Below are 12,403 nucleotides of genomic sequence, written 5' to 3'. Positions count from 1 at the left end.
CGTATTCAGGATTAACAAATAAGCCTCAAATTCGGGCCATTTTCCCTAAGGTCTCGATTTGTGTGGGCTTCAGATTAGAAACTCCCAGGTCAAGAAGTGTGGATTCACTTAAAAGGACACACAAATCGAGACCCTAGGGCAACAACCCCCGCATGAATGCCGTTAAACGCTAATTTCGTCTTGGCGACTACCCAGCCCACACCCAGCCCACACCCAACCTACCACCAGCCCGAACCCGTTCCTCGCGTCTACACTTGTTACCCATGAGCCCTAAGAGCACATTCCAGCCCACTTCTATCGATGGCGTTTTCACCTTCGAGCCGGTCATCCACGGCGACAGCCGAGGTAGTTTCCACGAGTGGTATCGCCTCGACGCATTTGCCGAGGCCACGGGCTACCCGTTCTTCCCAGAGCAGGCCAACATGAGTGTCTCCGCGGCGGGCGTTGTCCGCGGTCTCCACTTCGCTGATGTCAGCACCGCGCCAGATGGTCACCCCGGCCAGGCGAAGCTGGTTACGTGCCCCGTAGGCCACATCCTCGACATTGCGGTTGACCTGCGTCGCGGCTCCGACACATTCGGCAAGGTTGAGGTCTTCGAGCTCGACAGCACGACGCGCCGAGTGGTCTATCTGCCCAACGGCATCGGTCATGGTTTCGTCTCGCTTGCCGACGACTCCGTGCTCACCTACCTCACTTCCACCGGTTACAACCCGGAGGCAGAACGCGCTGTTAGCATCCAGGACCCGACGCTGGGAATCGACTTGGCTGCGTTGCTGGCCAAGGGTGGTCTCACCGAAGCGGACATGATTCTCTCCGAGCGCGATCAGAAGGCCCCGACGATCGAGCAGTTCGAGGCCGAGGGCAATAAGCTCCCCAGTGAGTTTGACTGCAAGGACCTCGAAAACATGGCTCGCGACGAGTGGGCGATTGCCAACGAAGCGGCCGGGAAGTAAGGCAGAAAGGCGCGAGCACTATGAAGGGCATCATCCTCGCAGGTGGCACGGGCTCTCGGCTGTTTCCAATCACCTTGGGAATAAGCAAGCAGCTGGTGCCGGTCTATGACAAGCCGATGATTTATTACCCGCTGAGCACGCTGATGCTCGCGGGAATCAGGGACATCCTCGTCATCACCACGCCACATGATGCCCCGCAGTTCGAGCGCTTGCTTGGCGACGGCTCGCAGTGGGGCCTCAACCTCACCTTTGCCACCCAAGATGAGCCCCGTGGTCTCGCAGAAGCGTTCATCATCGGCGCGGATCACATCGGCGATGACTCCGTTGCGCTCATCCTCGGTGACAACATCTTCTACGGCGCCGGCCTGGGCACGCAGCTGCGTCGCTTCCATGACGTCGATGGCGGAGCAATCTTCGCCTACTGGGTCGCAGATCCGACCGCCTACGGAGTCGTGGACTTCGACCAAGACGGCAAGGCCGTGGCGATTCAGGAGAAGCCGAAGAAACCGCGCAGCCACTTCGCGGTGCCGGGTTTGTACTTTTATGACGCCGAGGTTGTCGAGATAGCTCGCTCGCTGCGGCCGTCGTCACGCGGTGAATTGGAAATCACGGATGTGAACCGTGCCTACTTGGAGCGCGGAAAATTGCAGGTAGAGGTGCTGCCGCGCGGAACGGCCTGGCTGGACACGGGCACGGTGGACAACCTGATGGCCGCGGGTGATTTCGTGCGCACGATTGAGCAGCGCCAGGGGCTAAAGATTGGCTCGCCGGAAGAGGTGGCGTGGCGTATGGGATTCATTGACGATGCAGCGCTCAGCGCGCGTGCCGACGCCCTCAGCGCCAGCGGCTACGGCGAGTATCTGCAGCAGTTGTTGCTGCGCGGCAAGGACGTTTAGTCGGTTTCGCCGGGGTTGTCGGGGTTGTCGCGCTGCTCGCGTTCGCGCCGCTCCTGTAGCTCCTGCTCACGCTTGCGGCGATCGAATTCGGCCTTCTTGAGCTTCCAGAGGAACTCCGGATCATCGTCAGGAGCGAGCGGACGGGGCTCCGGTTGCGGAGCAGAAATACGCCGCATGCCGTTGCCGCGACTGCCGGGGCCAAATGCCTTCCACAGCATGACTACGACAAGGATGATGAACAGCAGCAGAATGAGCCGACCCATGTAATAGCTAACCTCCTGGATTTACCGACTAGAATACGCAACGAGTCCCGTAGTGCCCACGAGGGGTATCGCAACGCAGGCGGTACGGCATACAGCGTTCGTTAGGGTACAAAGGAACGTTGGACACGAACAACGTCGGGCACAGCACAGGCGTAACACGTAGAGGTGAGGGTTTAATGACCAATCCAGCAGAGCAGGACAAGTTGGCTTCTGAGGCTGAAGTGGAGTCGGCTTCGACTCCGACCTCAGCTCCGGCCTCGGCACCAGCGGCTCCGGCAGCTCCGGCGGCCAAAAATGCTGGTCGAGGCAATGCTATGAAGGGGCTGTTCTGGTACGGCCTTGCTCGTCTGCTGCTGTTCCTGGTCCTGTTCTTCATTCTGCTCGTAATTATCTACCTCGTTAACGTGCAGATTCCGGCCGCAATTACGGCTGTGTTTGCGCTGATTATTGCGATGCCACTGTCGGTGTTTGTGTTCCCGAAGCTGCGCGTCCAGGCCAATGAATCGGTTGCCGTGTGGTCGGAGAACCGCCGCGCGCACAAGGAATACATTGCGCAGCAGATTAAGGACCGCGAGGAAAACTAGCGCACCAGCACTAGGCTCTAGCTGCTTTCCTGCGCCTTCTCCAGCACCCGCTCGATTGCCCGGTTCACCGCGTCCGGCGCTTCCAGCGGCAGCATGTGGCCGGCACCGTCGACTTCCACCAGTTCGGCGTTCGGCCACTTTTCCATAATCAGGTCTGCTTGTTCGCGGGGAGTGACATCGTCCTTCGTGCCCACCAGTACCGCTCCCGGTAAGCCCTCCAAGTAAGGTCCGGCCGCGAACTCGTCGTGATCCTGCAGGTCATCCAGATAGCCTACGAAAGTTTCCAGCGGAGTCTCATTAATCATGGCTGCGTGGAATTCGATGATCTCGTAATCCGTGCGCCGGGCGAACACCGCCACCGCCAACGACGGCGCCATCAATGCCGCGATTGCCTCGCGGAACTTACGAATCTCCTTCGGTGAGGACTCAATCGCATTGCGCGCCGCATCCGCGACCGGGGAGGCGAGAATCTGCGGCACACCCTGGGCGGCCAGTTTGTCGATGGACGTGGAAATCAACACCACGCCCGCTATCCGACGGCGAATGCTTTCCTCGGCAGCCCGCACCATGTGCAGTGCAATCAAGCCACCCAGCGAATGCCCAACCACGATGAGTTTTCCGGTCGCGGCACGTTCCGCAATCACGGCCAACGCATCGGTCGCAGCACCTTCGACCGTGCAGAGTGAAGCCGGAACCGCGCCGGTCTGGCCGTGGCCGCGCAGGTCCATGGTCAACAGACGCGCTTCCGGGTGGGACTTCCGCAGTGCGTTGAACTGCCGGTACCAGGACTCGCCAGCCAGGGTGAAGCCGTGGATAAAGACGATGGTCACGGGGTCGTTGGCGGGAGCACTAGGGGGACTCTCAGGCTCAACTTCATACCAGTGCACCGGAATATCGGTGGTGACAGCATCCGGCTTGTCGCTGGCCTTCCGCTCATCATCTTTGGCCGCAACCTCGGCGGTGACTGGTGCGGTTTTGATGTGCACCACACCGGTGGCTGTGAGATCAGTCAGACCCGGTGTACGAGTCTGCGAATGCAGCGCGCCGTGCTCCAGCGCCAGTCGCCGACGCCCCGAGCTGGTCAAACGCAGAGCAGTGCTGCGGACGAAGGCCGGGGCCTTGGCTGCTGTGTCGCCAACTCGGGTTGCGGCCTCCTGGACGTCGTCAAGCGCCTTGTGAGTCAGTGTACGGAAGTCCATCGGCACCCCTTAGCTGAGAGCGAGTGCCAGCGCCGTGATGACGGACCAGACGAGCATCATCTTGCCGGTAAGGCCCAGGACCGGGATGAGCGCCTTGCCCTTCCTATGCATGCGGATTGGCTCGGAGGCCTTCACCCACAGCGGCACGATGAGCAGACCCACCAACGCCCACGGATGCCAGAAAGCGATAAAGATGCTGGCCAGGGCGGGCATGATGGAGAGGATCTGCCAGACGATGCGGGTGCGGAAGTCGCCCAGGCGAACCGCCAGGGTGATCTTGCCGGTGGCGGCGTCGGTGGGGATGTCGCGCAGGTTGTTTGCCAGGTTCACGGCAGAAGACACCGAACCGATACCAATTGCGCATGCCAGGCCCACCCAGGACAGCGAGCCGGTCTGCGTGAACTCCGTGCCGAGCACCGCGACGAGACCGAAGAAGACGAAAACCGATACCTCGCCAAGCCCTCGATAACCGTAGGGATTCTTGCCGCCGGTATAGAACCACGCAGCCGCGATGCACAGCGCGCCGACCAGAATCAGCCACCACGCGCTCATCAGTGACAGCGCCACACCGGCAAGACCTGCGACACCAAAGGAACCGAACGCCGCGTACTTCACGACCTTCGGCTCCACGAGCCCAGAACCAGTCAGGCGTAGCGGGCCCGAGCGGTCATCGTCAGTACCGCGGATGCCATCGGAGTAATCGTTGGCGAAGTTCACGCCCACAATCAGCGCCCACGCGACAACCAGCGCGAGCACCGCACGTCCCCAGATAATCGGCGCGTGCGTCGATGCCGCTCCGACACCGACGATGACCGGCGCAAACGCATTCGCCCAGGTATGGGGGCGCGCGCCTTCTAGCCAATCGCTTAACGACGCCGTTGCAGGACTCTTTGGTGCTTCAGACATGAATTAATAATAGGACGTGACACCAAATGCCTTGAACTAATGCGGGTCCGAGTGAGCTAAAAGAGCGCCGCGACCTTCTTCCGGTCAACCTTGCCCGGCCCAATCAGCGGCAGAGCCTCCACGCGTCGTAGGTCCTTGGGAATCATCCAGTGATTGATTCGCCCGGCATCTTCGGCATCGCCGAGCCCGTCCATGATATCGCCGAGCTCAGCGGTGCCTTCATACGCTGCGACAATGGCGTGACCGAGCCGTGGGTGCGGAACGCCGACCACGCATGCGCCCGTAACGCCGTCGATGGCAAGCAGTTCACGCTCGAGGACTTCGGGGTGCAGTTTCAGCCCGCCGGAGTCGATGATGGTGTCCAATCGTCCCGTGATGACGAGTCGGCCATCGCGGATCTCGCCCGCATCGGAGGTGGCGAACCAACCTGGTTTATGGAAAGCCTCGTGACCGGGCGCGTTGCGATAACCGTGTGCAATCATCGGTCCGCCCAGCCAAACGCGCCCATTTTCGATGGCGACCTGTGCACCCTCGATGGGCTGCCCGTCATAGACGCAGCCGCCGGCAGTCTCGGAGGAACCATAAGTGGTCACGACGTTAATGCCGAGCTCTTTGGCGCGTGCTGCGACCTGTGGGTTCAAGGCCGCGCCGCCGACGAGGACGGCGTCAAAACGGCGCAAGGCGGCCGCACCAAAGGGTTCTTCCATGGCCTTGGCCAGCTGCATAGGAGCTAGCGAAGTGTAGGCGCGGTCGCTGGCACCGGCACCTGTGAGGGCCTCGGCGCCGTCGGCGAATGCGGCTACATCAAAACCGTCTGTCACATCCACGCAGACCGGGGCCGTGCCCGCGAGCAGCGAACGGATGAGAACCTGCAGGCCAGCGATATGGTAGGCCGGCATCGCCAGTAGCCACTGTCCTTCACCGCCGAGCCACTGATGTGTAGCGGTTGCAGAGGAGACCAAGTTATCCACTGTCAGCTGCGCACCCTTCGGTGTGCCGGTGGAACCAGAGGTGCCGACAACAAGTGCGATGGATTCATCAATCGGCTCACCTGCGCGTTGCGAGTTCCGCAAGATTGAGGCGCGCGTGCCGTCGTGAAGCGGAACGGGAAGCAGCGAGACCTCGCCGTCCAGCGCCGCGCGGAGGTCGTGCAGGATGGCGGTCGGGTTGTGAGGATTGACGGAAAGCAGGCTGAGCGTACGCACAACCCAAACCATAGCCGGTGTTACTCCGTAGTTTCTGGTGAGGAGGTCGGAACAATCCGAGCCCTGGGCGCGTTGCGCAGACCATAGGAAGTCGTAGATAGAAAGGCGTCGAAGATGGGTTGGATTTTTGGTAGGTCAGCGGAGCTTGTGCCGGAAGATGAGGCGCTCAAGGGCGGCTCGCACCCGGTATTGGAGAATCCGAAGCCGCATGCGGTGCTCGGCACGCCGATTACCGGCCCGTGGCAGGACGGCCAGGAAGTCGTCTACATCGGTATTGGCTGCTACTGGGGTGCCGAAAAGCTGTTTTGGGAAACGCCGGGTGTGCTCAGCACGTCGGTTGGGTTCGCCGGTGGCGTGACACCGAATCCCACCTACCGCGAGTCCTGCACCGGCCGGACCAACCATACCGAGATTGTGGAGATCGTCTACGACCCGGAGCAGATCAGTTTTGATCAGCTGGTCGCGAAGGCGTTCGAGGCCCATGACCCCACGCAGGGTTACCGTCAGGGCAATGACGTCGGCACGCAATACCGTTCCGCGATCTACACGACGACGCCCGAGCAGGCGCGCCGGGCACAGGAGATCGCCGATGCGTACGCACCGAAGCTTGCCGACGCTGGCCTGGGCCCCATCACCACGGAGATTAAGCCCCTGTCGGAGACTCCGGCAGGGGAGTACTACCGAGCCGAGGACGAACACCAGCAGTACCTGTTTAAGAATCCGAACGGCTACTGCCCGGTGCATTCGACCGGCGTGGCCTGCGGGATTTAAAGGCGAAACTTCTTAGAACGGTTAGCCACGATTAGGAAAACTCACTGAGAAAAGTAAGGTGGTTATATCAATCCGATAGTCGAATAGGAGTGAACCTTTGTGGTGAAGCAAGTACTGCGCGTTGCATTTGCCTTCGTCGGCGTAGTTGTCGGCGCTGGTTTTGCAACAGGTCAGGAAATCATGCAATACTTCGTCGCCTTTGGCATCAATGGTGTCTGGGGTGCCGTTCTCTCAGCGGTAATCATGAGCCTGATGGCGATGATCATTCTGCAGCTGGGAAGCTACTTCCAGGCCTCCGAGCACGGCGAAGTTTTCCGACGCGTATCGCATCCCATCTTTTCGCGCGTACTGGACATCGGCGTGATTATCACGCTCTTCGCCACCGGGTTCGTCATGTTCGCCGGTGCAGGTGCCAACATGGAGCAGCAGTGGGGCATCCCCGTGTGGATTGGTGCCGTGATTATGGTGCTGGTGACCATTGGAGCCGGTTTCCTCGATGTCGACCGCGTGACCACCGTGATTGGTTCCATCACGCCGTTCATCGTCGGCTTTATCCTGCTGGCCAGTATTTATACTCTGGTGTTTACCGATGCCACCCCAGCCGCCGAGCAGGCTGCCGCCATTGCCGAAGTACCGACGACCCTGCCGAACTGGGTTGTCGCCGCAGTGAACTATGTCGGCTTTAACCTGATGGTTGCGGTCTCCATGGCGATTGTTATTGGCGGTAGCCTGTTCAACCCTCGCGCGGCAGGAGCCGGTGGTTTCGTTGGCGGTTTGGTGTACTCCGCAATGCTGCTGATTACCACCATCACGCTGTTCCACACCGTTGGTACCGTCGCTACCGATGCCGTGCCGATGCTCACCGTCATCAACCGCCTGCACCCGTGGCTGGGGCAAGCCATGGCTGTGGTTATCCTCGGCATGATCTTCAACACGGCGCTTGGCATGTTTTACGCACTGGGACGCCGCGTCACCGCTAATCACCCCGAGAAGTTCAAGATTGTCTACGTCGCTCTGGTCCTGCTCGGTTTCGCCTTGAGCTTTATGGGCTTCCAGAACTTGATTGGTTGGGTCTACCCGATCTTGGGCTACATCGGGTTGCTGCTCATTACCGTCATGCTCATTGCCTGGCTGCGCGGTCGTGAGCGCATCAGTGAAGAGACTTCTCGTCGTAAGCGCATCTTCCGCCTTGTTCGCCGTGGTCGGAAGAAGGAAGCTCGCGAGGAAATCGAAGACTCCAACCTCAGCGTCGAAGAGGTACGCGAGGCTATCGAGGAGTAGGTGGCGGTTCTCAGCGCCGCTGTCAGCTCCGGGCGCGGATGGCTTTCAGCGACGTTGCCCGCGCCCAGGCCACGAACGCCACAATCACAATGACAGACACGAGAACCATCACCGGCCACCGCTCGGGGTAATCACGGACCACCCAGGTCCATCCCCATTCTGAGGTCCACCACAGTGGTGAGGCACTGAGGACATCACCGCCAACCATCACCGCCCAACCGCCGAGCGCGACCGAGCCAAAAATTGCAGCCGCCACGCTTCGACGCGCGATTAAGCCGGTCACTGCCACAATCATTGCGGCCACAAGAGGTGCAACGATTGCCTGATACGGCCAGGGGTTAGTGCCGGTCTGGCTATTGGTCTCGTCGCCTGCGCTACTGATGATTACCGCAATCACGAGCACTGGCGCGAGAAATGCCATATCCAAGGCAAACAAGCGAAGTGTAATGCTCCGTCGCGCCCGCCGATACATCAGCGCTGGCCAGGCATCAGCTTGCGAGGTCCACGTCATGATGGCGACCACGGTTGCGGCCGTCGGCACGCAGACGAAACTCAGTAGCCCCAGCGCATAATCCGGGGACCACACCACACGCACGACTGAAAGGCCGGCAAGCATTAGCGCTGCGAGGCTCCACCAGGTGCGCCAGGGCAAGGTCGCGCTCATGCCATGGCTTAACGACGAAGCGCTGCGCTCCCGGCCCGTCGGCAAGCTGAGGGTCTTTCCGTGTGCCAGCAATGCGATGGCAAAGAAGCCCAGTCCGAGGAGCAAGTGCAGCAGAGCTGGTGGCAGGATGGCGATGTTCCAGATCTCGCTGTTTGCGGGAGCCGTGATGGAATTGGCCTGCACGCCGTGGATGGGCAGTGTCGGACGAATGGCCCAGGTCCACGGGCGAAGTAGCCAGTTTGGGCTCATGGCATCCAGTGTTCCTGCGATGGCCCAAGCGATGGCTGTGAGTGGGGCGAGGAAGAGAGCTGAGCGGGGTATGAGGTGCCATAGGGCAAGACCGAATGTCCAGAACACGAAGAATGACAACGTGCTAAAGAGCGTGAATTGCAATGCGTTGGTCATGCTTCTCGCAAGGAGCGCAGCCATCAAGGCGTGACCGAGGGCCGCGGAGGCAATGACAGTAGCGGTGCGCGCAAGGAGCACCCGAGTGCTCGAAATATTGCGCCAGATTAGGCCGCCGTGGCGGAGCTTTTCTTCACGGTTTTGGCCAATGACGGCCGTAATCGTCGCTAGCGGAGGAAGCAGAATCAGCGAATAGATGTGGGCGCTTGCCATGGGGGTGGCGTCAACACCTGTAGAAAAGACCATACTGACCAAAGCGATTGCCACCATGATGACGGGCAGAAACATGGTGAGCGACCACTTTGCCCGCAGTAGCTCGGCACGGAAGTAGTGGCGGGTATGGACAGCGCGCGTGTTAAGAGTGCGAGTGTGCGGTTGAGCGCTCATCGGTCAACACCTACTGCGGTGAAGAAAGCCTGCTCGAGGGATTGACCAGCAGCCGCAAAGCCAGTCAGCGGGCCTTCGTAGACTAGCCGGCCACCAGCAAGAACTCCCAGGTGGTCAACACTCTTTTCGACCTCACCGAGCTGATGCGAAGACACCACAACCGCTTTGCCGCTATCGGCGAGATTTCGCAACAAGGTGCGCAGGCCCACGATAGCTTCGGGATCGAGGCCGTTAGTGGGTTCGTCGAGAAGCACAATATCGGGGTCGGTGAGCAGAGCCATCGCCAGCGAGAGACGAACCTTCATGCCCGTTGAGAAAGCTTGGGCACGCTTGTTACCAGCATGAAGCCCGACCAAGTCGAGGACGTCGGCGATACGGCTCTTGTCCGTGCCTGTCAGGTGTGCGTGCACTTTGAGGTTGTCGGTGGCCGAGAGTTGTGGGTAGAACGCCGGGCCATTGATGGAGGCGCCGATGCGGTCCAGGTCTTCAATTGACCACGGGTGTCCCGCGATGCTGATTTCACCGGAGTAGGGAATTAGCCCAAGCGCCGTGCTCATCAACGTGGATTTACCTGCGCCGTTGAGTCCCAATAGTCCGTAGACCTCGCCGGCACGGACGCTCATGTCGAGACCGTTCAGGACCGGTTCGTTCTTGCCGTAGGAGACAGTGATGCCGCGCAGCTGAAGAAGGGCAGCGGCGGCATCTGCGGAATGGCCTGAGGTAGGGCCTGAAGTAGGGATTGGTGCGTTCATGCCTTAAGTAGTAGGCATGGCCGGTTCGGTTCGCGCCCTCCTTAAGGATGAGTTGGCGGAAATATCCTCCCTAGGGAGGAGGCGCTAGCGAGGGTGGTGGCACCAGCGAGGAGAAGCTACAGCAGCCCGTTTTTCGCAGCCCAAATGACAAGATCCACACGACTGCGTGAGCCCGTCTTGGTCAACAGGGCTTTCACATGGGTTTTCACGGTCGTCGTGGCGACCACCAACCTGCGAGCGATCTCATCATTGGAAAGCCCCTGGCAGACGAGGTCCAAAATCTCCTGTTCGCGGGGTGTGAACTGAAGCGCTGAATGGATGGCATCTGAGCTAGAGCCACTGGCCGAGGATGCGCTTGCTGGCTGCTCGAAAAGGGTTGTACGCGGTGAAACGTGTCGCAACACCATTGGCGTCACCTTCGGATCGATGACTCCTTCACCGCGGTGGATGCGCATGATGGCTGAAAGTAGCTCGCGGGGATCGGAGTCTTTGAGTAAAAAGCCTGCGGCACCAGCCTCTAAAGCTCCGAGCACCAGGTTTTCTTCGCGGAAAGTGGTCAGTACCAGGACTTTCGTAGCGGATGCGTGAGTCGCGCCTCCGGACGATTCCCCTCGCACAATCTGCCGCGTGGCCTCGATACCGTCCATCACAGGCATGCGAATGTCCATGACTACCACATCCGCGCCGGAGGCAAGACGTACAGCCTCAGCACCATCGCTCACGGCACCAATGACTTTCATCTGCGGGTGGGCATCAATAAGCTGCGCAAAAGACTGCCGAATCAGCGCTTGATCTTCAGCGACCAAAACTCGAATTACACCCATTGCTCGTCTTTCTATGCAGTGTCAATAGTTAGACCTGCTTTGGCCAAAGCACTTATAGCTGAATGCTGACGCGGAACATGCCGTCGCTTTCACCATAAGTCATCTCGCCACCGAGCTGCGCCACGCGTTCATCCAGACCAATCAGGCCAGCACCAGCTCGCTTCCTGGGGTCCAAAGTTTCGCTCTCAGCCCGGTTTACGGTCATCAGATGAACCCGCGCCGGGCTGATATCGGCATCGGCAGATGGGGCAATAGGCGACTCAGTAGGCGATTCAATCGTCAACGTGAACTGACCAGCACCCGATGAGTGCTTAGCCATATTCGCAGCCAACTCCGCAACGGCCCGCACCAAAGTCAAACGCTTCGCAAGCGACCAATCCGCCAGCGCCTCGTAAGACTCCGGCAGAGTCACCGATACATCGCGCCCCGGCGGACAGGTAGCCGCAACCAGACGGGGAATATCATTCGGGTCAGCGCTAATCTCGCCGCCATCACGTAGTGCATCGACAAGCGCATGCACATCTCGCAACGATTGTTCTGCGGTCTCGGCAATACCTTCCAGCGTGGTCTTTTCAGCAGCGCGTTCCGCTCGTGAGTCATTCATCTCCGCCAGGTACAGCGCGGTTTGGGACTGAACCTTAATAGAGGTGAGTCCGTGCCCCACGACGTCGTGAAGCTCCCTGGACAACTCCAGCTTGTTGAGCGCCACGACGTTCTCCAACTCCGCGGCATGTTCCTCGGCGTTGATTCGGAGCCACAGCGGCACTGCGTACGCGCTCGCCGTGATGAGCACCGCGGGCAGACCGAAGACCAACAGCCGTTCCGGAGTAAAACCGAAGGCTGGAACCGCTGGGTTGAGGAAACTGCCAATCAACCCTAAAAAGAGCCCAACTATGCCCCAGGTGCGATTCTGTTCCCACCTGGTCACAGCCCATAACGATAGTGGGGCGGAAACAATAATAGGGTCTAGCCCAAGGTTCACCGGGGATAGCCACACTAGCAAGGCGAGGCCCGCTAGGGCACTGTACGTAACCACAAACGATGCGCGCACTGCTTTACGACGAAACGCTGCGGCTCCGGCAATCATCGCGGACAGAACCACATTGGTGACATAAGTGAAGCTCGGGCCATAAGTAAGTAGCGGTGTCATGCTCACCCAGCAGCACAGCAGGAAGGTAGCCGCAATAGCGAGGTCGGCAGCTGGGAACGGGCCGACAAAGAAACGCACCCGGCTGCGCCAGTCGAGTGGGGCAGGAGTCTGCGTGGTGGCAGACTGTGCGTGCATGGAGGAAGCGGTGCGCTGCATGTGTCTA

General features: G+C 59.9%; 13 protein-coding genes. 5 read left to right on the top strand and 8 right to left on the bottom strand.

What is annotated here, in order from left to right:
* Positions 1–263: 263 nt before the first annotated feature.
* Both Q0U90_RS01010 and rfbA read left to right on the top strand, forming a co-directional pair.
* Positions 264–953 (top strand): dTDP-4-dehydrorhamnose 3,5-epimerase family protein, encoded by a 690-nt coding sequence (locus Q0U90_RS01010; RefSeq protein WP_297450309.1) that lies wholly within the window; start codon positions 264–266, stop codon positions 951–953.
* A gap of 20 nt (positions 954–973) precedes the next feature.
* A complete protein-coding gene (gene rfbA / locus Q0U90_RS01005) occupies positions 974–1,849 on the top strand; it encodes a glucose-1-phosphate thymidylyltransferase RfbA (protein ID WP_297450306.1) in 876 nt (291 codons plus the stop codon).
* Here rfbA and Q0U90_RS01000 read toward each other — a convergent pair.
* The gene (locus Q0U90_RS01000; protein WP_297450303.1) at positions 1,846–2,112 is read right to left on the bottom strand and encodes a hypothetical protein; all 267 of its coding nucleotides are present in this window, start codon (positions 2,110–2,112) and stop codon (positions 1,846–1,848) included. The genes rfbA and Q0U90_RS01000 overlap by 4 nt on opposite strands.
* Before the next feature lie 176 nt (positions 2,113–2,288).
* Between Q0U90_RS01000 and Q0U90_RS00995 the strand changes: the two genes are divergently transcribed.
* Positions 2,289–2,696 (top strand): DUF4229 domain-containing protein, encoded by a 408-nt coding sequence (locus Q0U90_RS00995; RefSeq protein ID WP_297450300.1) that lies wholly within the window; start codon positions 2,289–2,291, stop codon positions 2,694–2,696.
* A 17-nt stretch (positions 2,697–2,713) separates the two neighbouring features.
* Here Q0U90_RS00995 and Q0U90_RS00990 read toward each other — a convergent pair whose 3' ends face one another.
* Genes Q0U90_RS00990 through menE form a run of 3 tightly spaced genes read right to left on the bottom strand, consistent with a single transcriptional unit; the run spans position 2,714 to position 6,018 of the window.
* Complete coding sequence (locus tag Q0U90_RS00990; protein ID WP_297450297.1) at positions 2,714–3,895, bottom strand: alpha/beta hydrolase; 1,182 nt, start codon at positions 3,893–3,895, stop codon at positions 2,714–2,716.
* Between the two features lie 9 nt (positions 3,896–3,904).
* The gene (locus tag Q0U90_RS00985; protein WP_297450294.1) at positions 3,905–4,801 is read right to left on the bottom strand and encodes a 1,4-dihydroxy-2-naphthoate polyprenyltransferase; all 897 of its coding nucleotides are present in this window, start codon (positions 4,799–4,801) and stop codon (positions 3,905–3,907) included.
* Between the two features lie 56 nt (positions 4,802–4,857).
* On the bottom strand, positions 4,858–6,018 hold the full coding sequence (gene menE / locus Q0U90_RS00980; RefSeq protein WP_297450291.1) for an o-succinylbenzoate--CoA ligase: 1,161 nt from the start codon (positions 6,016–6,018) through the stop codon (positions 4,858–4,860).
* Positions 6,019–6,120: 102 nt separating this feature from the next.
* Between menE and msrA the strand changes: the two genes are divergently transcribed.
* Complete coding sequence (msrA, locus tag Q0U90_RS00975) at positions 6,121–6,777, top strand: peptide-methionine (S)-S-oxide reductase MsrA (RefSeq protein WP_297450289.1); 657 nt, start codon at positions 6,121–6,123, stop codon at positions 6,775–6,777.
* A gap of 99 nt (positions 6,778–6,876) precedes the next feature.
* The gene (locus Q0U90_RS00970) at positions 6,877–8,058 is read left to right on the top strand and encodes a hypothetical protein (RefSeq protein ID WP_297450287.1); all 1,182 of its coding nucleotides are present in this window, start codon (positions 6,877–6,879) and stop codon (positions 8,056–8,058) included.
* 22 nt (positions 8,059–8,080) lie between these two features.
* Here Q0U90_RS00970 and Q0U90_RS00965 read toward each other — a convergent pair whose 3' ends face one another.
* The 4 genes from Q0U90_RS00965 to Q0U90_RS00950 form a co-directional block, all read right to left on the bottom strand.
* Positions 8,081–9,514 (bottom strand): hypothetical protein, encoded by a 1,434-nt coding sequence (locus tag Q0U90_RS00965; RefSeq protein WP_297450284.1) that lies wholly within the window; start codon positions 9,512–9,514, stop codon positions 8,081–8,083.
* Positions 9,511–10,266 carry an ATP-binding cassette domain-containing protein gene (locus Q0U90_RS00960; protein ID WP_297450280.1) on the bottom strand — a complete coding sequence of 252 codons (756 nt, stop codon included), beginning with the start codon at positions 10,264–10,266 and terminating at the stop codon, positions 9,511–9,513. Before Q0U90_RS00960 ends, Q0U90_RS00965 begins: the two co-directional genes overlap by 4 nt.
* A gap of 116 nt (positions 10,267–10,382) precedes the next feature.
* Positions 10,383–11,090, bottom strand: a complete 708-nt coding sequence (locus tag Q0U90_RS00955) for a response regulator transcription factor (protein WP_297450278.1) — start codon at positions 11,088–11,090, stop codon at positions 10,383–10,385.
* 52 nt (positions 11,091–11,142) lie between these two features.
* Complete coding sequence (locus Q0U90_RS00950) at positions 11,143–12,396, bottom strand: histidine kinase (protein ID WP_297450275.1); 1,254 nt, start codon at positions 12,394–12,396, stop codon at positions 11,143–11,145.
* Positions 12,397–12,403 lie beyond the last annotated feature (7 nt).

The organism is uncultured Corynebacterium sp., assembly GCF_946998835.1.
GTDB lineage: Bacteria > Actinomycetota > Actinomycetes > Mycobacteriales > Mycobacteriaceae > Corynebacterium.
Note: the sequence above shows the minus strand (reverse complement) of the source record. Positions and strands in the feature narration are given on the sequence as shown.

Coding starts and splice junctions, on each gene's coding strand:
- Q0U90_RS01000 (WP_297450303.1), bottom strand. CDS start 2,112: ATGGGTCGGCTCATTCTGCTGCTGTTCATCATCCTTGTCGTAGTCATG.
- Q0U90_RS01010 (WP_297450309.1), top strand. CDS start 264: ATGAGCCCTAAGAGCACATTCCAGCCCACTTCTATCGATGGCGTTTTC.
- Q0U90_RS00965 (WP_297450284.1), bottom strand. CDS start 9,514: ATGAGCGCTCAACCGCACACTCGCACTCTTAACACGCGCGCTGTCCAT.
- msrA (WP_297450289.1), top strand. CDS start 6,121: ATGGGTTGGATTTTTGGTAGGTCAGCGGAGCTTGTGCCGGAAGATGAG.
- Q0U90_RS00960 (WP_297450280.1), bottom strand. CDS start 10,266: ATGAACGCACCAATCCCTACTTCAGGCCCTACCTCAGGCCATTCCGCA.
- menE (WP_297450291.1), bottom strand. CDS start 6,018: ATGGTTTGGGTTGTGCGTACGCTCAGCCTGCTTTCCGTCAATCCTCAC.
- Q0U90_RS00955 (WP_297450278.1), bottom strand. CDS start 11,090: ATGGGTGTAATTCGAGTTTTGGTCGCTGAAGATCAAGCGCTGATTCGG.
- Q0U90_RS00990 (WP_297450297.1), bottom strand. CDS start 3,895: ATGGACTTCCGTACACTGACTCACAAGGCGCTTGACGACGTCCAGGAG.
- rfbA (WP_297450306.1), top strand. CDS start 974: ATGAAGGGCATCATCCTCGCAGGTGGCACGGGCTCTCGGCTGTTTCCA.
- Q0U90_RS00995 (WP_297450300.1), top strand. CDS start 2,289: ATGACCAATCCAGCAGAGCAGGACAAGTTGGCTTCTGAGGCTGAAGTG.
- Q0U90_RS00950 (WP_297450275.1), bottom strand. CDS start 12,396: ATGCAGCGCACCGCTTCCTCCATGCACGCACAGTCTGCCACCACGCAG.
- Q0U90_RS00985 (WP_297450294.1), bottom strand. CDS start 4,801: ATGTCTGAAGCACCAAAGAGTCCTGCAACGGCGTCGTTAAGCGATTGG.